Genomic DNA, 20,562 nt, shown 5'->3' with positions numbered 1-20,562 from the left:
GGGGCGGTCTCGTTTTCTCCCGGGGCCCATCAGCCGCTGGTCAACGCTCAGTTGACGTGCGTATCATGCGCTGGTTACCGGTGGGGGGGAATCCGCCGCAGCACCGAGAGAGGCCGGGGGGCCTCGGGTCCGGTCTGCCCTGTTGTTCGTTTGCCCCACCACACCCGTTTGTCTTCCGGTGGGGCCGTGTGCGCTCTGCCGGTTCAACCCGAGGGGTTACCGAGTGCAGATACGCACCCGTGGTGGTCGTCACAAGCGCCGCATCAGAATCGCGGTACCGGCCGTCGCCGCAGTTGTGGCGGCACTCGTCGGTACGGGCCTGGCCATGTCCGGCTCCCAGGCCGCCGAGACCGAGGGCCCCCAGCTGGGCTCCCGGCAGCAGATCGACCCGCTGTCTCAGCAGGAACTGCGCAGTCGCACGATCGAGGCGATGAAGGCCGACAAGGCCAGCAAGCGCACTCTCGTGCAGCAGCCCTCCTCCTCGTCGTCGTCCGAGACGACGTCGGCGCCGAGCGCCCGCATCATCGGTGGTTCGACGACGACCATCTCGGCTGCGCCCTGGATGGCCCAGCTCCACTTCGCGGACAGCCTGGGCAACGGCTACTTCTGCGGCGGCGTCGTCGTCGCCCCGACGAAGGTCGCCACCGCCGCGCACTGCGTCAAGGGCATCAAGTGGTACGAGACCGGCACGGTCATCACCGGTACCGACCAGCTGCCCACCGAGCTGTCCGACGGCACCTGGGACTTCCACGGCGGTGTCCTGCGGGGCGCCTACCGCCAGTGGAACCACCCGGCTTACAGCGCGGCCACCATCGACAACGACGTTGCCGTGCTCACGCTGACCTCGCCGGTTTCCGTGAAGCCGCTGCCGATCATGCAGAACACGGACACCGCGCTGTACACGCCGGGCACGGACGCCAAGGTGTACGGCTGGGGCCGTACCAGCTCCACCGTGACCAACAGCGCCTCGCAGACGCTGAAGGTCGCCGACGCGGACATCAACTCCAACGCCGCCTGCCAGACCGCGTACGGCTCGTCCTACATCGTCGGCCACATGATCTGCGCCGGAGCCGCGCCGACCGGTGACGACAGCACCAGCGAGACCACCTGCAACGGCGACTCCGGCGGCCCGCTGGTGGCCGGCGGCAAGCTCGTCGGCCTGGTCTCCTGGGGCGACGTGAACTGCTCGGCCGTCGGCAAGTACGGCGTCTACGCCAAGGTGAGCACGTACTCGGCCCCGATCCGGGCCCGCGTCAACGACGCCAACTGGAGCGGCGACCACACGGCCGACCTGCTGGCCCGTCGCGCCTCCGACAGCACGCTGTTCGGCTGGACCTCGAAGGTCACCTCGCTCACCCGCCAGTACAACCACGGCTACTTCGGCGGCGTGACCCTGATGGTCCAGGCCGACCTCAACCGCGACGACTACCAGGACCTGCTCTACCGGCTGTCGAACGGTGACGTCTACTGGGCCTACGACCCGGACCTGGCGCCGAAGCTCATCGCCAAGGGCTGGGGAGCGCACAAGCAGATCCTGGTCCCCGGTGACCTGACCGGCGACGATCTGCCGGACATGATGGCGGTCAACTCCTCCGGCAACGCCTACCTCTACCCGGGCAAGGGCACCGGCGCCTTCGCCGCGCCGATCCTGATCGGCGGCGGCTGGGGGCAGTACGGCATCGTCCGCGGCCACGGTGACTTCACCGGCGACGGCAGGGCCGACATCCTGGCCCGCGGCGCCGGCGGCGCCACCTACTTGTACACGGGTACCGGCAAGGCCACCGGCACGTTCGCGGCCCGCCGTCTCGTCGGCACCTTCGGCAGCTCCTTCAACGCGCTGGTCACCACCGGCGACGTGAACAGCGACGGAAACGCCGACCTGCTCGTCCGTGACACCACGGGCAAGCTGTGGCTCTACCCGGGCAACGGCAAGCCCACCGGTGGGATCTTCGCCACACGTGTCGCCTTCGGCACCGGCTGGCAGGCGTACAACCTCTTCGGCTAAAGCTCCAGCGCACACGCCGTTTGGTGCCCACCGTGCAATGCGCGGTGGGCACCAGGCGTTTCTCAGGGGGTTCTCAGCCCCCTGTGCAACCCTTCTTGGTGCTTCACCGTCTGAACCAGTGCCGACACCGCGCCTGAAACACCACGGCAGGGGGTAGCGGGACCATCGAGAGCCGAGGGGAACATGGCCGACCAGAGCAGCAGCGGCAGCCGAATACGCAGCCGTGGCAAGCGCCGTAAACAGCCCACCGCACGCCACCGGGCACTGACCGTCGCGGGGTGGTCGGTCGCGGGACTGGTGCTGGTCGGCGGGTCCGGCCTCGGCTACGTCTACTTCAAGCTCAACGGCAATCTCCAGGGCGTCGACATCAACGCCGCACTCGGCACCGACCGCCCCAAGAACATCGACAACGGTTCCATGGACATCCTGGTCCTGGGCTCCGACTCCCGCTCCGGTGCCAACGCCGAGTACGGCGTGGACGAAGGCGCCGCACGCTCGGACACCGCGATGATCGTGCACGTCTACCAGGGCCACAAGAAGGCGAGCGTCGTCTCCGTCCCGCGTGACACCCTCGTCGACCGGCCTCAGTGCACGGACGAGAAGGGCAAGCCCGCCGCCGCCGAGAAGCGGGCGATGTTCAACACCGCGTACGAGGTCGGTGGCCCCGCGTGTGCGGTCAAGACCGTCGAGAAGATGTCCGGCATCCGCATGGACCACTACATCGAGGTCGACTTCACCGGTTTCAAGAAGCTCATCGACAAGCTGGGCGGTGTGGAGATCACCACCACCAAGGCGATTGACGACTCCAAGAGCCACCTCGACCTCGAGCCCGGCACGCACAAGCTCAACGGGGAGCAGTCGCTCGGTCTCGTACGCACCCGCAAGAGCGTCGGCGACGGCAGCGACCTTGGCCGAATACAGCTGCAGCAGGCCTTCATGAAGGCGTTCATCGACCAGGTCAAGCACGTCGGCGTCTTCAGCAACCCCAAGCGGCTCTTCGACGTCGCCGACACCGCCACCAAGGCGATCACGCCCGACTCCGAGCTCGACTCGGTCAACGAGCTGATGGACTTCGCCCGGGGGCTCAGCGGCCTCGGAGCCAAGGACGTCCACATGATCACGATGCCGGTGGAGTACGACCCGGCCGACCCCAACCGCGTGGTGCCGATCAAGGCCGCGGCCCAGCAGGTATGGACGGCGATCAAGCAGGACAGGCCGATTCCGGCCTCCGCGGTCAAGGACTCGGCGGGCGACAAGGGCGACGCGGGCACCGTCGTCAAGAACCGGTAGCCGGGCCGCTCCCCGGGACCCACCCCCAGGGGGAATAGTTCCGGCCGGACCCCGGTTTTGGGAGTTACGGCCAGTCCTGGCAGACTGGTACGTCGGCCCCGGTTCACGTACGAGCAATCCGCGCGTGCGACCCGGTGCCCTCCCGAAACTAGGAGACACCTTGAAGCGCGACATCCACCCCGAGTACGTCGAGACCCAGGTCAGCTGTACCTGTGGCGCGTCGTTCACCACTCGCAGCACGATCGGCAGCGGCAGCATTCGTGCCGAGGTCTGCTCCGAGTGCCACCCGTTCTACACGGGCAAGCAGAAGATCCTCGACACCGGTGGCCGTGTGGCCCGCTTCGAGGCCCGCTTCGGCAAGGCTGCCGGCTCCGCCAAGAAGTAGCGAGCCACTGCGCCGGCCCTCGGCCGCCCCTGACCGGGGTGGCCGAGGCCGGCGCTTTGTCCGTTCTGAGCAGCCCCCTTCGCGTACGAAAGACCAGGAGCCCCCGATGTTCGAGGCGGTCGAGGAACTGATCGGCGAACACGCCGATCTCGAGAAGAAGCTCGCCGATCCCTCGGTCCACGCGGACCAGGCGAACGCGCGCAAGCTGGGCAAGCGCTACGCCGAGCTGACCCCCATCGTGGGCACGTACCTCTCCTGGAAGCAGACCGGGGACGACATCGAGACCGCGCGTGAACTCGGCGCCGACGACCCGGAGTTCGCCGCCGAGGTCAAGGTGCTGGACAAGCAGCGCGAGGAACTCACCGAGAAGCTGCGACTGCTGCTCGTACCGCGCGACCCCAGCGACGACAAGGACGTCATCCTCGAGGTCAAGGCGGGCGCGGGCGGCGACGAGTCCGCCCTGTTCGCCGGTGATCTGCTGCGGATGTATCTGCGCTACGCGGAGCGCGTCGGCTGGAAGACCGAGATCATCGACGCGACCGAGTCCGAGCTGGGCGGCTACAAGGACGTCCAGGTCGCGGTGAAGACCAAGGGCGGCAACGGAGCGACCGAACCCGGACAGGGCGTCTGGGCGCGGCTGAAGTACGAGGGCGGCGTGCACCGCGTGCAGCGGGTGCCCTCCACCGAGTCCCAGGGCCGTATCCACACCTCCGCGGCCGGTGTGCTGGTCACGCCCGAGGCGGAGGAGATCGACGTCGAGATCCACGCCAATGATCTCCGTATCGATGTGTACCGCTCCTCCGGGCCGGGCGGCCAGTCCGTCAACACCACCGACTCCGCGGTGCGCATCACGCACCTGCCCACCGGCGTCGTCGCCTCCTGCCAGAACGAGAAGAGCCAGCTCCAGAACAAGGAGCAGGCCATGCGTATCCTGCGTTCGCGGCTGCTGGCCGCGGCCCAGGAGGCGGCCGAGCAGGAAGCGTCGGATGTCCGCCGCAGCCAGGTCCGCACAGTTGACCGCTCCGAGAAGATCCGTACGTACAACTTCCCGGAAAACCGCATCTCGGACCACCGGGTCGGCTTCAAGGCGTACAACTTGGACCAGGTCCTCGACGGGGATCTCGACGCGGTGATCCAGGCCTGCGTCGACGCCGACTCCGCCGCCAAGCTCGCCGCCGCCCAGTAAGCACAGCACCCAGCAGACAGCACCAGCCCGGAGGACCAGCGTGCAGCAACATTTTGGGGGGCGACCCCCAAGCCCCCGAAGTCTGCTGCTTGCCGAGGTGGCCCAGGCCACCCAGCGGCTGGCCGACGCCGGCGTGCCCTCACCGCGCTTCGACGCGGAGGAGCTCGCCGCCTTCGTCCACGGGGTGAAGCGCGGAGAGCTGCACAATGTCCCGGACGGTGACTTCGACGCCCGCTACTGGGAGGCCGTCGCCCGCCGCGAGGCCCGCGAGCCGCTCCAGCACATCACCGGCCGCGCCTTCTTCCGCTATCTGGAACTGCAGGTCGGACCCGGCGTCTTCGTCCCGCGCCCGGAGACCGAATCGGTCGTCGGCTGGGCCATAGACGCCGTACGGGCCATGGACGTCGTCGAGCCGCTCATCGTCGACCTGTGTACGGGATCGGGCGCGATCGCGCTGGCCATGGCGCAGGAGGTGCCGCGCTCGCGGGTGCACGGCGTGGAGCTGTCCGAGGACGCGCTGAGGTGGACGCGCAAGAACGCCGAGGGCACGCGCGTCACCATCCACCAGGGCGACGCGCTGAGCGCCCTGCCTGAGCTGGACGGGCAGGTGGACCTGGTCATCTCCAATCCGCCGTACATCCCGCTCACGGAGTGGGAGTATGTCGCCCCCGAGGCCCGCGACCACGACCCGGACATGGCTCTGTTCTCCGGCGAGGACGGCCTCGACACCATCCGCGGCATCGAGCGCACCGCGCACCGGCTGCTGCGTCCCGGCGGCCTCGTCGTCGTCGAGCACGCGGACACGCAGGGCGGCCAGGTGCCGTGGATCTTCAGTGAAGAGGCCGGCTGGGCGGATGCCGCCGACCACCCTGATCTGAACAAGCGGCCGCGCTTCGCGACCGCGCGCAAGGCAACGCCATGACGAAGCACGTGACCACGCATGTGTACGAGGAGGCCCGCTGATGGCTCGGCGATACGACTGCAACGACGCGACGGATCGCATCACCGGTCTGCGTGAAGCCGCATCGGCCGTCCGCCGCGGCGAGCTGGTCGTGCTGCCCACCGACACCGTGTACGGGATCGGTGCGGACGCGTTCAGCTCCGAGGCCGTCGCCGACCTGCTGGCGGCCAAGGGGCGCGGCCGCAATATGCCCACCCCTGTCCTCATCGGCTCGCCGAACACCCTGCACGGCCTCGTCACCGACTTCTCCGAGCAGGCCTGGGAGCTCGTCGACGCGTTCTGGCCGGGCGCGCTGACCCTCGTCGCCAAGCACCAGCCCTCGCTCCAGTGGGACCTGGGCGACACCCGCGGCACCGTCGCGATCCGTATGCCGCTGCACCCCGTCGCCATCGAACTGCTCACCGAGGTCGGCCCGATGGCCGTCTCCAGCGCCAACCTGACCGGGCACCCGGCGCCGGAGGACTGTGACGCCGCGCAGGAGATGCTCGGCGACGCGGTCTCGGTCTACCTGGACGGCGGCCCGACCCCGGGCATCGTTCCGTCCTCCATCGTCGATGTCACGGGCAAGTTCCCGTTGCTGCTGCGTGAGGGAGCGCTCTCGCCGGACGAGCTGCGCAAAGTCGTACCCGACCTCGAGGTGGCCAGTTGACCGCCCCTGAGGGGCGTGGCATAGCGGAATCCGTCAGCAGCAACTCCACTTTCCGCATCCTCCACGTCAGCACCGGCAACGTCTGCCGCTCGCCGATCACCGAGCGGCTGACCCGCCATGCCCTGAGCGTCCGCCTCGGCGACCCGCTCACGGGCGGCCTGATCGTGGAGAGCGCGGGCACCTGGGGCCACGAGGGCGCCCCGATGGAGGCCAACGCCGAGATCGTCCTCGCCGACTTCGGCGCGGACGCGACCGGGTTCGTGGGCCGCGAGCTGCTCGACGAGCATGTGATCCGCGCGGACCTGGTCCTCACGGCGACCAGGGACCACCGCGCCCAGGTGATCTCGATGGGCCACTCGGCGGGCCTGCGCACCTTCACGCTCAAGGAGTTCACACGACTCGTGCGCGCGATAGACCCGACAACGCTGCCGGACCCGCACGAGGGCGTCGTCGAGCGCGCCCGTGCCCTGGTCAGGGCGGCGGCGGCGCTGCGCGGCTGGCTGCTGGCGCCGAGCCCGGACGCGGACGAGGTGTACGACCCCTACGGTGCGCCGATCACCTTCTTCCGGTCGATCGGCGACGAGATCCAGCAGGCGCTGGATCCGGTGGTGACGGCGCTCACGGGGGTACCCGCGCGCCGCTGAGTCCGGACCTCCGTCATGGCGGGCGCGGCGGCGGGGCCCGGCCTACATTGGAGGGGCCGCCACACCACGCGAGGCCCGGAGCCCAAGATGTCGGTCACCGCTGCACCAGACGCCGCCCACATCACCCACCACGGCGCGGACTTCGAGGCCCTGCGCCGCCAGGATCCCCAGATCGCCGAGGTGATCCTGGGGGAACTGCGCCGGCAGAGCGACAGCCTTCAGCTCATCGCCGCGGAGAACTTCACCTCGCCCGCGGTCCTCGCCGCCCTCGGCTCCCCGCTCGCCAACAAGTACGCCGAGGGTTACCCGGGCGCCCGCCATCACGGCGGCTGTGAACTCGTCGACGCCGCCGAGCGGATCGCCGTCGAGCGCGCCATGGCCCTGTTCGGCGCACAGCACGCCAACGTCCAGTCGCACTCCGGCTCTTCCGCCGTCCTCGCCGCATACGCGGCGCTGCTCAAGCCCGGCGACACGGTCCTGGCCATGGGCCTTTCGCACGGTGGCCATCTCACCCACGGCTCGCCCGCCAACTTCTCCGGCCGCTGGTTCGACTTCGTCGGATACGGCATCGACGCCGACACCGGGCTCATCGACTACGAGCAGATCCGCACCCTGGCGCGGCACCACAAGCCCAAGGCCCTCGTCTGTGGTTCGATCTCGTATCCCCGCCACCCCGACTACGCCGCCTTCCGCGAGATCGCCGACGAGGTGGGCGCGTATCTGATCGCCGACGCCGCCCATCCGATGGGCCTCATCGCGGGCGGCGCGGCCCCCAGCCCCGTCCCGTACGCCGATGTGGTGTGCGCCACCACCCACAAGGTGCTGCGCGGGCCGCGCGGCGGAATGATCCTGTGCGGGGCCGAGCTTGCCGAGCGCATCGACCGGGCGGTGTTCCCCTTCACGCAGGGCGGCGCCCAGATGCACACGATCGCCGCCAAGGCCGTCGCCTTCGGCGAGGCGTCGACCCCCGCGTTCAGCGCGTACGCCCACCAGGTGGTCGCCAACGCGCGCGTGCTCGCCGACGGGCTCGCCGCGGAGGGCTTCGCGGTACTGACCGGCGGCACCGACACCCATCTGATCAGCGCGGATCCCGCCCCACTGGGCGTGGACGGCAAGACGGCCCGCGGCCGTCTCGCCGCGGCCGGGCTGGTCCTGGACACCTGCGCACTGCCGTACGGCGACGGACGTGGCATCCGCCTGGGCACCGCGGCGGTCACCACACAGGGCATGGGCGAGGCCGAGATGGCCCATATCGCCGCGCTGTTCACGGCAGCGATGCGTGAAGAGGGAGAAGGGGCGCGAGAGGTCCGTGCGGAAGTACGTACGCTGGCCGGTAGATTTCCGCCTTATCAGGGCTAGCCGCGAGCCGTGGAACCGTCGTCGGCGCCCGTATGTCCTCAAGCATGTGGCTACAGAGCTAGTGTGTGGGGCTGAGATGGCCAGCGATTCCTGTGGGGCAGCCCGTGCGTGATTACCTGCTGACGCTTTGTGTCACGGCTGCGGTGACCTATCTGCTGACCGGTCCGGTGCGCAAGTTCGCCATCGCGTCCGGCGCGATGCCGCAGATCCGTGCCCGAGACGTACACCGAGAGCCGACACCGCGACTCGGCGGTATCGCCATGTTCTTCGGGCTGTGCGCGGGACTGCTGGTCGCCGACCATCTGCAGAACCTGAACAGCGTCTTCGAGCTGTCCAACGAACCGCGTGCGCTGCTCTCCGGCGCGGCCCTGATCTGGATCATCGGCGTTCTGGACGACAAGTTCGAGATCGACGCCCTGATCAAGCTCGGCGGCCAGATGATCGCCGCGGGTGTGATGGTGATCCAGGGTCTGACGATCCTGTGGATCCCCGTGCCCGGCGTCGGCGTCGTCGCGCTGACCAGTTGGCAGGGCACGCTGCTGACCGTCGCGCTGGTCGTGATCACCATCAACGCGGTGAATTTCGTGGACGGCCTCGACGGTCTCGCCGCCGGCATGGTCTGCATCGCCGCCGCGGCCTTCTTCCTGTACGCGTACCGGATCTGGTTCAGCTACGGCATCGAGGCCGCCGCCCCCGCGACCCTGTTCACCGCGATCCTGATGGGCATGTGTCTCGGCTTCCTGCCGCACAACATGCACCCGGCGCGGATCTTCATGGGCGACTCCGGCTCGATGCTGATCGGGCTGGTGCTCGCCGCGGCAGCGATCTCGGTGACCGGCCAGGTGGACCCCGACGCCCTGAAGATCTTCGAGGGCAGCACCCGGCAGGCCACGCACGCTGCCCTGCCGGTCTTCATCCCGCTGCTGCTGCCGCTGACCATCATCGCGATCCCGGTCGCCGACCTGCTGCTCGCGATCGTGCGGCGTACGTGGAACGGACAGTCGCCCTTCGCCGCCGACCGCGGCCATCTTCACCACCGGCTTCTGGAGATCGGACATTCGCACAGCCGCGCTGTCCTGATCATGTACTTCTGGTCGGCACTGATCGCCTTCGGCGTGGTCGCGTACTCCGTGCACTCGGCGTCGATGTGGATCGTCCTGCTCATCGTCGCGCTCAGCGCGGTGGGGCTGGTGCTTCTGCTGCTGCCGCGCTTCACCCCGCGCGCCCCGCGCTGGGCGGAGGCCTTCGTGCCGCCCCGCTACCGGCGCCGTGCGGTGCGGCCCGAGCCGGCCGCGCTGCCCGCGCTCGCGTACGAGACGGATGCCGCGCACGAGGAGCCCGAGGAATGCGCGCCCGTCGCGGCGGGGGTCAACGGCGTCAACGGAGCGACTGCCATCGGCGCCCGTTCGCGCCTCCCGGACCGGCGAAAGGCCGGGACGCGCGGCTGACGTGTCGAGACATGGGCGCCCAATACCAGACATAACGGCGTCTTGTCCTGCACACACGCGCGGGGTCACTCTCATGTGTGATGGTCGGCACACTTCTAGGTAAAGACCTCATCAAATAGTTTGTGATACCGTTCACGAAACCCGGCGACAGAGCCGAAGGGCCGTAGTGCGACGGCCCATTGGCGCGAGGTTCACTCTCGCTCCGGGCCTACGCTCGTCCATGACGACACTCATGCCCCCACCACCTGCGGAGCTGCCGCCATGCGGTCCAATGACGCCCGAACACTCCTCCAAGCAGCCCTGCCCGCCGCAGGCGCCGGCATTCTTGCCGCCGTAATCAGTGGCGTGGTCGCGGGTGGCAAGGGAGCTGTGGGCGCCGTTGTCGCGACGGTGATCGTGATCCTCTTCATGGGAATGGGACTTGTGGTCCTCGAACGGACGGCCAAGTCCCTTCCGCATCTGTTCCAGGCCATGGGTCTCATGCTCTATGCGGCGCAGATTCTGCTGCTGTTCATCTTCGTCGCCGCATTCAAGAACACCACGCTGTTCAACCCGAAGGCCTTCGCGATCACGCTGGTCGCGGTGACCCTTGTATGGATCGCCGCTCAGACCCGTGCGCACATGAAGGCCAAGCTGCTTTACGTCGAACCCGACCCCTCCTCGAGCGAGAAGCCCGAAAACAAGGGGTCGAAGTCGTGAGGGGTAGGGCCGGTATAAGTGCGCGTTCGCGATCCTGCTATCGTCCGGTGCCAACTGCGGCACTGCGGGCGCGGGCATCTGAGCTGACGCCTGCTCAAGCGCGAGGCTCCATGCCTGCCAGCCGCCCCCATATCCGTAACACCAGTCCAGTGCCGATCAGCGGCTGTGCGCCGCGCCGACACAACGAGGTTGCCGTACCTATGCGCCACGCTGAAGGAGCCCGCGGTGAGTGCTGACCCGACGCAGGTGCTCGCCTTCGAGACCGACTGCCACATCTTCCAGAGCGACGGTTGTGGATTCCCGGCTCCCGGCCTGCACTCGTTCCTGTTCCAGCCCCTCTGGGGCGACGGGGACAGCAACTTGTACTTCAACAAGACAATGCTGCTGGCCCTGCTCGGCTCGGTCATCATCGTCGGCTTCTTCTGGGCGGCTTTCCGTAGGCCGCAGGTTGTCCCCGGCAAACTCCAGATGGTCGCCGAGACCGGCTACGACTTCGTCCGCCGAGGCATCGTCTACGAGACGATCGGCAAGCGCGACGGCGAGAAGTACGTCCCGCTGGTCGTCTCCCTGTTCTTCTTCGTCTGGATGATGAACCTCTGGTCCATCATTCCGGTCGCCCAGTTCCCCGTGACGGCGATCATTGCGTACCCGGCCGCGCTCGCCGCGATCGTGTACGTCCTGTGGGTCAGCCTGACCTTCAAGAAGCACGGTTTCGTCGGAGCCTTCAAGAACTTCTCCGGCTACGACAAGAGCCTCGGCCCGGTCCTGCCGCTCTCGATGACCATCGAGCTCTTCTCGAACCTGCTCGTCAGGCCGTTCACGCACGCCGTCCGGCTCTTTGCCAACATGTTCGCGGGTCACACCCTGCTGCTGCTCTTCACGATCGCCACCTGGTACCTGCTGAACGGCATCGGCATCGCCTACGCAGGTGTGTCGTTCGTGATGGTCATCGTGATGACCGCCTTCGAGCTCTTCATCCAGGCTGTCCAGGCATATGTGTTCGTCCTGCTGACCTGCAGCTACATCCAGGGCGCTCTCGCCAAGGGCCACTGAGCACCCGACCTCCTGAAGCACCCGGTGGCCAACCCCCACCGGACCAAGAAAGAGAAGGAAGAACCGGCATGTCTGCTCTCCAGACCCTCGCCGCCACCAGCGTCGAAATCAAGGGCAACCTCGGCTCCATCGGCTACGGCCTTGCGGCCATCGGCCCCGGCGTCGGCGTGGGCATCATTTTCGGTAACGGTACCCAGGCTCTCGCCCGTCAGCCCGAGGCCGCCGGCCTGATCCGCCAGAACCAGATCCTCGGCTTCGCCTTCTGTGAGGCGCTCGCCCTGATCGGTCTGGTCATGCCGTTCGTCTACCCGACCTCCTGACCGGTCGCGAACAGCCCATTCGACGAAAGGCACTGACGTGAACCCTCTGGTTCAGCTCGCGCAGGAAGAGGCGGAAAACCCGCTCATCCCGCCGATCCCTGAGCTCGTCATCGGCCTGATCGCCTTTGTCATCGTTTTCGGCTTCCTCGCCAAGAAGCTCCTCCCGAACATCAACAAGGTTCTGGAGCAGCGCCGAGAGGCCATCGAAGGTGGCATCGAGCAGGCCGCTGCGGCCAAGGTCGAAGCCGAAAGCGTGCTCGAGCAGTACAAGGCGCAGCTCGCCGAGGCCCGCCACGAGGCGGCCCGGATGCGCCAGGAGGCGACCGAGCAGGGTGCCGCGATCATCCAGGAGATGAAGGCGGAAGGCCAGCGGCAGCGTGAGGAGATCATCGCTGCCGGTCACACCCAGATCGAGGCCGACCGCAAGGCGGCTGCCGCGGCGCTGCGCCAGGACGTCGGCAAGCTCGCCACCGAACTGGCCGGCAAGCTCGTCGGTGAGTCCCTCGAGGACCACGCCCGGCAGAGCCGCACCATCGACCGCTTCCTCGACGCACTCGAGGACAGCGCTTCGAAGGCAGAGGCCGGGCGATGAACGGAGCGAGCCGCGAGGCACTGGCTGCCGCACGCGAGTCCCTTGACGCGCTGACCGACAACACGTCGGTCGACGTGGCAAAGCTCGCCGAGGAGCTGGCCGCCGTCACCGCGCTGCTCGACCGTGAGGTGTCGCTGCGTCGGGTCCTGACCGACCCGGCGCAGGCCGGCGAGGCCAAGGCCGAGCTGGCGGGACGCCTGCTGCGCGGTCAGGTGGGCGGCGAGACTGCCGACCTGATCTCCGGCATGGTGCGTTCTCGCTGGTCGCAGTCGCGTGACCTGGTCGACTCGGTCGAGGAGCTGGCGGCCTCCGCCGAGCTCACCGTGGCCCAGCGGGCCGACGCGCTCGACGAGGTCGAGGACGAGCTGTTCCGGTTCGGCCGGATCATCGACTCCGCCAAGGACCTGCGGTCCGCGCTGACCGACAAGTCGGCGCCGGCCTCCGCCAAGGGTGAGCTGCTGCGCAGCCTGCTCGGCGGCAAGGCCAACCCGGTCACCGAGCGTCTGGTGGTCCGTCTTGTCACCCAGCCCCGGGGACGTAGCCTGGAGGCGGGACTCGAGTCCCTGTCCAAGCTCGCCGCGGCGCGCCGGGACCGGATGGTCGCCGTCGTCACCTCGGCGGTGCCGCTGACCGACGAGCAGAAGCAGCGCCTCGGCGCCGGTCTTGCGCGGATCTACGGCCGCGAGATGCACCTGAACCTCGACGTGGACCCCGAGGTCCTCGGCGGGATCTCGGTGCGTGTCGGTGACGAGATCATCAACGGCAGCATCGCGGAGCGTCTCGACGAGGCAGCACGCCGTATGGCCGGCTGACCAAGCCGGTAACTGAACAAGCAGTACGAGCGGCCCGGTTGGGCCGTGCAGAGATTGCAGAAGATTCCTGGGGGTCGCCCCCAGACCCCCTAAGAAACTTCGGGCCCAACAAGGAGAGCAGGGAACCCAGATGGCGGAGCTCACGATCCGGCCGGAGGAGATCCGGGACGCGCTGGAGAACTTTGTCCAGGCGTACAAGCCGGACGCGGCCTCGCGCGAGGAGGTCGGCACAGTCAGCCTTGCCGGCGACGGCATCGCGAAGGTCGAGGGTCTTCCCTCGGCCATGGCGAACGAGCTGCTGAAGTTCGAGGACGGCACCCTCGGTCTCGCCCTCAACCTCGAGGAGCGCGAGATCGGCTGCGTCGTTCTCGGCGAGTTCAGCGGTATCGAGGAAGGCCAGCCGGTCACCCGCACCGGCGAGGTCCTGTCCGTCGCAGTAGGCGAGGGCTACCTGGGTCGCGTCGTCGACCCGCTCGGCAACGCGATCGACGGCCTCGGCGAGATCGAGACCGACGGACGCCGCGCCCTCGAGCTGCAGGCCCCGGGCGTCATGGTCCGTAAGTCGGTGCACGAGCCGATGCAGACCGGCTACAAGGCTGTCGACGCCATGGTGCCGATCGGCCGCGGCCAGCGTCAGCTGATCATTGGTGACCGTCAGACCGGCAAGACCGCTCTGGCCGTCGACACGATCATCAACCAGCGCGACAACTGGCGCTCGGGCGACCCGAAGAAGCAGGTCCGCTGCATCTACGTCGCCATCGGCCAGAAGGGCTCCACCATCGCGTCCGTGCGCGGTGCGCTGGAGGAGGCAGGCGCCCTCGAGTACACGACGATCGTCGCGGCTCCGGCGTCCGACCCGGCCGGCTTCAAGTACCTGGCGCCGTACACCGGCTCGGCCATCGGCCAGCACTGGATGTACCAGGGCAAGCACGTCCTGATCATCTTCGACGACCTGTCGAAGCAGGCCGACGCCTACCGCGCCGTGTCGCTGCTGCTGCGCCGCCCGCCGGGCCGCGAGGCCTACCCGGGCGACGTCTTCTACCTGCACTCGCGTCTGCTGGAGCGCTGCGCCAAGCTCTCCGACGACATGGGCGCCGGTTCGATGACGGGTCTGCCGATCGTCGAGACCAAGGCGAACGACGTGTCGGCGTTCATCCCGACCAACGTCATCTCCATCACCGACGGCCAGTGCTTCCTGGAGTCCGACCTGTTCAACGCCGGCCAGCGTCCGGCCCTGAACGTCGGTATCTCGGTCTCCCGTGTCGGTGGCTCCGCCCAGCACAAGGCCATGAAGCAGGTCTCCGGCCGGCTTCGTGTGGACCTCGCCCAGTTCCGTGAGCTGGAGGCGTTCGCCGCCTTCGGTTCCGACCTGGACGCGGCCTCCAAGGCGCAGATGGAGCGCGGTAAGCGCATGGTCGAGCTGCTCAAGCAGGCTCAGTACCAGCCCATGCCCGTCGAGGAGCAGGTTGTCTCCGTCTGGGCCGGCACCACCGGCAAGATGGACGACGTCCCGGTCCAGGACATCCGCCGCTTCGAGACCGAGCTGCTCGAGCACCTGCGCCGTGAGCGCAAGGAGCTGCTGACCAGCATCGCCGAGGGCGGCAAGATGTCGGACGACACCCTGCAGTCCATCGGTGACGCGATCGCCGCCTTCAAGCGTCAGTTCGAGACCTCGGACGGCAAGCTTCTCGGCGAAGACGCGCCGGTCAGCACGGCCAAGTGACGACGGAAGGGACCTGACTCATGGGAGCCCAGCTCCGGGTCTACAAGCGTCGCATCAAATCCGTCACCGCGACCAAGAAGATCACCAAGGCGATGGAGATGATCGCCGCCTCGCGCATCGTCAAGGCGCAGCGCCAGGTGGCGGCCTCCACGCCGTACGCGACCGAGCTCACCCGCGCGGTGACCGCGGTGGCGACCGGGTCGAACACGAAGCACCCCCTCACCACCGAGGCGGACGCTCCGGTCCGCGCCGCGATTCTGCTCATCACGAGCGACCGCGGTCTGGCCGGCGGCTACTCCGCCAACGCCATCAAGGCGGCTGAGCAGCTCACCGAGCTGCTCCGCGGCGAGGGCAAGGAGGTCGACACGTACATCGTCGGCCGCAAGGGTGTCTCGTACTACGGCTTCCGTGAGCGCAAGGTCACGGAGTCGTGGACCGGCTTCACGGACAACCCGACCTACGCGGACGCCAAGAACGTCGCGGGACCGCTGATCGAGGCCGTCCAGCTGGACACGGCGGAGGGCGGCGTGGACGAGCTCCACATCGTCTTCACCGAGTTCATCTCGATGCTGACGCAGACGCCGGTGCAGAACCGGCTGCTGCCCCTCAGCCTCGAGAAGGCGGCCGAGGAGTCGGGTACCAAGGGCGAGATCCTGCCCCTGTTCGACTTCGAGCCGTCGGCGGAGGACGTCCTTGACGCCCTGCTGCCGCGGTACGTCGAGAGCCGGATCTACAACGCGCTGCTCCAGGCCGCTGCTTCCAAGCACGCTGCCACCCGCCGCGCGATGAAGTCGGCGACCGACAACGCCGGGGAGCTCATCAAGAGCCTCTCCCGGCTTGCCAACGCGGCCCGCCAGGCCGAAATCACCCAGGAAATCAGCGAGATCGTCGGTGGCGCCAACGCCCTGGCCGACGCGACCGCGGGGAGTGACAAGTAATGACGACCACTGTTGAGACGGCCGCCGCCACGGGCCGCGTCGCCCGGGTCATCGGCCCGGTCGTCGACGTGGAGTTCCCCGTCGACGCGATGCCGGAGATCTACAACGCGCTCACCGTCGAGGTGGCCGACCCGGCCGAGGACGGCAAGCTCAAGACCCTGACCCTCGAAGTCGCCCAGCACCTGGGTGAGGGCATTGTCCGCGCGATCTCGATGCAGCCCACCGACGGTCTGGTCCGCCAGGCCCCGGTGACCAACACGGGTGCGGGCATCACCGTCCCGGTCGGTGACATCACCAAGGGCAAGGTGTTCAACACCCTCGGTGAGGTCCTGAACGTGGATCCGTCCACGGTCGAGATCTCCGAGCGCTGGCCGATCCACCGCAAGGCCCCGAACTTCGACCAGCTCGAGTCGAAGACCGAGATGTTCGAGACGGGCGTCAAGGTCATCGACCTTCTCACCCCGTACGTCAAGGGTGGAAAGATCGGTCTGTTCGGTGGTGCCGGTGTCGGCAAGACCGTTCTGATCCAGGAAATGATCTACCGCGTCGCCAACAACCACGACGGTGTGTCGGTGTTCGCGGGCGTCGGTGAGCGTACCCGTGAGGGCAACGACCTCATCGAGGAGATGACCGAGTCCGGCGTCATCGACAAGACGGCGCTTGTCTTCGGTCAGATGGACGAGCCCCCGGGCACCCGTCTTCGCGTCGCGCTTGCCGGTCTGACCATGGCGGAGTACTTCCGCGATGTGCAGAAGCAGGACGTGCTCTTCTTCATCGACAACATCTTCCGGTACACCCAGGCCGGCTCCGAGGTGTCCACCCTGCTCGGCCGTATGCCGTCCGCGGTGGGTTACCAGCCGAACCTGGCCGACGAGATGGGTCTGCTGCAGGAGCGCATCACCTCGACGCGTGGTCACTCGATCACCTCGATGCAGGCGATCTACGTCCCCGCGGACGACCTGACCGACCCGGCCCCGGCCACCACCTTCGCCCACCTCGACGCGACGACGGTTCTCTCCCGTCCGATCTCCGAGAAGGGCATCTACCCGGCCGTGGACCCGCTGGACTCCACCTCCCGGATCCTGGACCCGCGCTACATCGCGCAGGACCACTACGACGCGGCGACCCGTGTCAAGGGTGTTCTGCAGAAGTACAAGGACCTCCAGGACATCATCGCGATCCTCGGTATCGACGAGCTGGGCGAGGAGGACAAGCTCGTTGTCCACCGTGCCCGTCGCGTGGAGCGCTTCCTGTCCCAGAACACCCACGTCGCCAAGCAGTTCACCGGCGTGGACGGTTCGGACGTGCCGCTCGACGAGTCGATCACCGCGTTCAACGCGATCTGCGACGGAGAGTACGACCACTTCCCCGAGCAGGCGTTCTTCATGTGCGGTGGCATTGAGGACCTCAAGGCCAACGCCAAGGAGCTCGGCGTCTCCTGAGTCTGCTGACTCCTGGAGGGGGGCGGGTGCGTCCCGCCCCCCTCCCCACGCCCCGTAGAATTGACCCAACACCCGGCAGAACCGCCGGGTGGTGACCCGAGGAGCCAACCTTGGCTGCTGAGCTGCACGTCGAGCTGGTCGCCGCCGACCGGCAGGTCTGGTCCGGCGAGGCCACCCTGGTCGTCGCGCGCACCACGTCCGGCGACATCGGCGTCATGCCCGGTCACCAGCCGCTGCTCGGTGTGCTGGAGTCGGGCCCGGTGACCATCCGTACGAGCGAGGGCGGAACGGTCGTCGCCGCTGTGCACGGCGGTTTCATCTCGTTCGCCGACAACAAGCTGTCGCTGCTGGCGGAGATCGCCGAGCTGGCGGACGAGATCGACGCACGGCGCGCCGAGCGTGCGCTGGAGCGCGCCAAGTCGGACGAGGACGCCGCCGCCGAGCGGCGCGCCGATGTCCGGCTGCGTGCGGTGGCGGTGCGCTGAGCACCCCGCCGACAGTCGTAGCCCTCAGCCGCGGCCCGGGCTGGATTTCTCCAGACCGGGCCGCGGCTGAGGCGATGCAGGTGCAGGTGCACGTGGGAATCCGTTACGGGACGATGCGAGGAGGTCGGTGGACATGTTCCTCGCTCTGCTTGTGAGCGCCCTGGTCGTCGTCACACTGGTGGGGATCGGGCTGTTCGTCTTCGGACTGCGCCGACGGCTGATCCAGCGTTCCGGCGGCACCTTCGACTGCAGTCTGCGCTGGAACGTCCCGGAGGAGACCGACCTCTCCGGCAAGGGGTGGGTGTACGGCGTCGCCCGCTACAGCGGTGACCGGATCATGTGGTTCCGGGTCTTCTCGTACGCTCCCCGCCCCCGCCGTGTCCTCGAGCGCTCCGCCATCGAGGTCGTGACCCGGCGTACGCCCGAGGGCGAGGAGGAGCTTGCGCTGCTCTCGGACGCGACCGTGCTGGGCTGTGTCCACCGCGGGACGCGGCTGGAGCTGGCGATGAGCGAGGACGCGCTGACCGGTTTCCTCGCCTGGCTGGAGGCGGCGCCGCCCGGCCAGAGAGTGAATGTCGCCTGAGAGTGTGACGAAGCCCGGGAGAGCGAGTCTCCCGGGCTTCGCTGTGCGCAGTGTCAGTTCAGACCGCTGTTGATCGCGCCGACGAGCTCTCCGTTCGTCGTGTCACCGCTGAACTCCCAGAAGAACGCGCCTCCCAGGCCCTGCCCCTTCGCCCAGCTCATCTTCGAGGTGACCGTGGCGGGGGTGTCGTAACTCCACCAGTTGCTGCCGCACTTGGCGTAAGCCGTACCCGCGATGGTGCCGGTGGACGGGCAGGTGTTCTTGAGGACCTTGTAGTCCTCGATGCCCTGCTCGTACGTGCCGGGGGCCGGCCCTGTCGCGGTGCCGCCCGGCGTCGCCTGGGTGACTCCGGTCCAGCCGCGTCCGTAGAAGCCGATGCCGAGCAGCAGCTTCGCGGACGGCACACCCTTCGCCTTGAACTTGGCGATCGCCTCGGCGGAGTTGAATCCCGCCTGCGGGATGCCGGCGTACGAGGTGAGCGGGGAGTGCGGGGCCGTGGGGCCTTGAGCGGCCCAGGCGCCGAAGAAGTCGTACGTCATCACGTTGTACCAGTTGACGTACTGCGCCGCGCCGCCGTAGTCGGCCGCGTCGATCTTGCCGCCGGACGAGGCGTCGGCGGTGACGGCGGCGGTGACCAGGTTGTTCGTACCGAACTTGGCGCGCATCGCCTGCATCAGGTTCTTGAAGGCGGCGGCGCCGCTGGTGTCGCAGGACAGGCCGCAGGCGTTCGGGTACTCCCAGTCCAGGTCGATGCCGTCGAAGACATCGGCCCAGCGCGGGTCCTCCACCAGGTCGTAGCAGGACTGCGCGAAGGCCGCCGGGTTTGCCGCGGCCTGGCCGAAGCCGCCGGACCAGGTCCAGCCGCCGAACGACCAGAGCACCTTGATGTGCGGGTACTTCGCCTTGAGCTTGCGCAGCTGGTTGAAGTTGCCGCGCAGGGGCTGGTCCCAGGTGTCGGCGACGCCGTCGACGGACTGGTCGGCGGTGTACGCCTTGTCGTAGTCGGCGTAGGAGTCACCGATGGCGCAGCGGCCGCCGGTCACATTGCCGAAGGCGTAGTTGATGTGGGTGATCTTCGAGGCGGAGCCGGAGGTGTCCAGGTTCTTCACGTGGTAGTTGCGCCCGTAGATGCCCCACTCGGTGAAGTAGCCCAGCTTGACCGTGGAGCCGGGGCCGGGGCCGGGGCCACCGCCGGTGGTGCGCACCGCGCGGGCTCCGCTGACCGGTCCTGTCTGATCGGCGGTGTCACGTGCCTGGACGGTGTACGAGTAGTCGGTGCCGGCGGTGAGGCCGGTGTTCGTGTACGTCGTGCCGGTCACCGTCGCGATTTTGGCGCCGTCGCGCAGTACGTCGTAGTTCTTGATGCCCTTGTCGTCGGTGGCGGCGGTCCAGCTCAGCGCCACCGAGGTGTCGGTGATGTTGCTCGCGGACGGGGTGCCGGGGGCTGAGGGCGGGTTGTCGCCGGGGACGCTGCCGCCGTCGCACGACGCGCCGTTCAGCTTGCAGCCCGAAGGGGCGCCGGAGCCGCTGCCGTTGAAGCCGAACGAGACCGAGGCGCCGGGAGCCAGCGTGCCGTTCCAGCTCTTGTTCTTGGCGGTCCAGTGGGTGCCGGAGCTGGTGACGTCGGCGTCCCAGGCGGAGGTGACGACGGTGCCCGAGGGGTAGTCCCACTCGACGGTCCAGGAGCTGAGGGAGGTGGTGCCGGTGTTCTTCACCGTCCACTTGCCCTCGAAGCCCGTGCCCCAGTCCTGGACCTTGGTGTAGGTGGCCGTGGCGGATGTGGCGGCTTCGGCGGGTGCTGCGAGGCCGACCATGGCGGCCAGGGGGAGGAGCAGCGCGGTCAGTCCCGCGACGGCTCTGGATCTGAGTCTGAATCGGGTTCTGTGCAGTGGGGGTTGCGTGTTCACGGGTGCTCCTCGAGGAGGTCCGGGACGTTCGGGGGATGGTCCGTGCACTGCGCACCCTGCGTGGCTCGACGCAGTGTGTGT

20 protein-coding genes are annotated in these 20,562 nt (G+C 68.1%); 19 read left to right on the top strand and 1 reads right to left on the bottom strand.

Annotation, left to right across the window (positions count from 1 at the left end):
* The first annotated feature begins 223 nt into the window (after positions 1-223).
* The 19 genes from OHA61_RS11595 (at position 224) to OHA61_RS11505 (ending at position 18,574) form a co-directional block, all read left to right on the top strand.
* Positions 224-2,005, top strand: coding sequence for a trypsin-like serine protease (locus OHA61_RS11595; RefSeq protein WP_406303006.1), 1,782 nt, complete (start codon positions 224-226; stop codon positions 2,003-2,005).
* A gap of 183 nt (positions 2,006-2,188) precedes the next feature.
* Positions 2,189-3,295 (top strand): LCP family protein, encoded by a 1,107-nt coding sequence (locus OHA61_RS11590; RefSeq protein ID WP_406303005.1) that lies wholly within the window; start codon positions 2,189-2,191, stop codon positions 3,293-3,295.
* A 160-nt stretch (positions 3,296-3,455) separates the two neighbouring features.
* The gene (gene rpmE / locus OHA61_RS11585) at positions 3,456-3,680 is read left to right on the top strand and encodes a 50S ribosomal protein L31 (protein ID WP_266487458.1); all 225 of its coding nucleotides are present in this window, start codon (positions 3,456-3,458) and stop codon (positions 3,678-3,680) included.
* Between the two features lie 106 nt (positions 3,681-3,786).
* The gene (prfA, locus tag OHA61_RS11580) at positions 3,787-4,866 is read left to right on the top strand and encodes a peptide chain release factor 1 (protein WP_406303004.1); all 1,080 of its coding nucleotides are present in this window, start codon (positions 3,787-3,789) and stop codon (positions 4,864-4,866) included.
* Positions 4,867-4,906: 40 nt separating this feature from the next.
* Entirely contained in the window at positions 4,907-5,788 is an 882-nt protein-coding gene (prmC, locus tag OHA61_RS11575; protein ID WP_361907358.1) for a peptide chain release factor N(5)-glutamine methyltransferase, read from the top strand.
* Positions 5,789-5,828: 40 nt separating this feature from the next.
* Positions 5,829-6,476: an L-threonylcarbamoyladenylate synthase gene (locus OHA61_RS11570; protein WP_324976777.1), complete on the top strand. Its 648-nt coding sequence runs from the start codon at positions 5,829-5,831 to the stop codon at positions 6,474-6,476.
* Complete coding sequence (locus tag OHA61_RS11565; RefSeq protein WP_324976780.1) at positions 6,473-7,120, top strand: protein-tyrosine-phosphatase; 648 nt, start codon at positions 6,473-6,475, stop codon at positions 7,118-7,120. The genes OHA61_RS11570 and OHA61_RS11565 overlap by 4 nt, the downstream gene beginning before the upstream one ends.
* A gap of 87 nt (positions 7,121-7,207) precedes the next feature.
* Positions 7,208-8,479, top strand: a complete 1,272-nt coding sequence (gene glyA, locus OHA61_RS11560) for a serine hydroxymethyltransferase (protein WP_406303003.1) — start codon at positions 7,208-7,210, stop codon at positions 8,477-8,479.
* A gap of 104 nt (positions 8,480-8,583) precedes the next feature.
* A complete protein-coding gene (locus tag OHA61_RS11555) occupies positions 8,584-9,927 on the top strand; it encodes an MraY family glycosyltransferase (protein ID WP_406303002.1) in 1,344 nt (447 codons plus the stop codon).
* 261 nt (positions 9,928-10,188) lie between these two features.
* On the top strand, positions 10,189-10,626 hold the full coding sequence (locus OHA61_RS11550; RefSeq protein WP_361907349.1) for a hypothetical protein: 438 nt from the start codon (positions 10,189-10,191) through the stop codon (positions 10,624-10,626).
* A gap of 210 nt (positions 10,627-10,836) precedes the next feature.
* Positions 10,837-11,679, top strand: a complete 843-nt coding sequence (gene atpB, locus OHA61_RS11545) for a F0F1 ATP synthase subunit A (RefSeq protein WP_324976829.1) — start codon at positions 10,837-10,839, stop codon at positions 11,677-11,679.
* A 68-nt stretch (positions 11,680-11,747) separates the two neighbouring features.
* Entirely contained in the window at positions 11,748-11,999 is a 252-nt protein-coding gene (locus tag OHA61_RS11540) for a F0F1 ATP synthase subunit C (RefSeq protein WP_324976791.1), read from the top strand.
* Between the two features lie 37 nt (positions 12,000-12,036).
* Positions 12,037-12,591 (top strand): F0F1 ATP synthase subunit B, encoded by a 555-nt coding sequence (locus OHA61_RS11535; protein ID WP_324976794.1) that lies wholly within the window; start codon positions 12,037-12,039, stop codon positions 12,589-12,591.
* Positions 12,588-13,403 (top strand): F0F1 ATP synthase subunit delta, encoded by an 816-nt coding sequence (locus OHA61_RS11530; protein WP_406303001.1) that lies wholly within the window; start codon positions 12,588-12,590, stop codon positions 13,401-13,403. The genes OHA61_RS11535 and OHA61_RS11530 overlap by 4 nt, the downstream gene beginning before the upstream one ends.
* Positions 13,404-13,533: 130 nt before the next feature.
* Positions 13,534-15,126, top strand: a complete 1,593-nt coding sequence (atpA, locus tag OHA61_RS11525) for a F0F1 ATP synthase subunit alpha (RefSeq protein ID WP_324976799.1) — start codon at positions 13,534-13,536, stop codon at positions 15,124-15,126.
* 20 nt (positions 15,127-15,146) lie between these two features.
* On the top strand, positions 15,147-16,064 hold the full coding sequence (locus OHA61_RS11520; protein ID WP_406303000.1) for a F0F1 ATP synthase subunit gamma: 918 nt from the start codon (positions 15,147-15,149) through the stop codon (positions 16,062-16,064).
* Positions 16,064-17,506: a F0F1 ATP synthase subunit beta gene (atpD, locus tag OHA61_RS11515; RefSeq protein WP_406302999.1), complete on the top strand. Its 1,443-nt coding sequence runs from the start codon at positions 16,064-16,066 to the stop codon at positions 17,504-17,506. Before OHA61_RS11520 ends, atpD begins: the two co-directional genes overlap by 1 nt.
* Before the next feature lie 110 nt (positions 17,507-17,616).
* On the top strand, positions 17,617-17,991 hold the full coding sequence (locus tag OHA61_RS11510; protein WP_324976806.1) for a F0F1 ATP synthase subunit epsilon: 375 nt from the start codon (positions 17,617-17,619) through the stop codon (positions 17,989-17,991).
* A gap of 133 nt (positions 17,992-18,124) precedes the next feature.
* A complete protein-coding gene (locus OHA61_RS11505; protein WP_266487480.1) occupies positions 18,125-18,574 on the top strand; it encodes a DUF2550 domain-containing protein in 450 nt (149 codons plus the stop codon).
* Between the two features lie 53 nt (positions 18,575-18,627).
* Here OHA61_RS11505 and OHA61_RS11500 read toward each other — a convergent pair whose 3' ends face one another.
* Positions 18,628-20,388: a glycosyl hydrolase family 18 protein gene (locus OHA61_RS11500; RefSeq protein ID WP_406307321.1), complete on the bottom strand. Its 1,761-nt coding sequence runs from the start codon at positions 20,386-20,388 to the stop codon at positions 18,628-18,630.
* Positions 20,389-20,562 lie beyond the last annotated feature (174 nt).

It is taken from the genome of Streptomyces sp. NBC_00885, from assembly GCF_045207475.1.
GTDB lineage: Bacteria > Actinomycetota > Actinomycetes > Streptomycetales > Streptomycetaceae > Streptomyces.
Note: the sequence above shows the minus strand (reverse complement) of the source record. Positions and strands in the feature narration are given on the sequence as shown.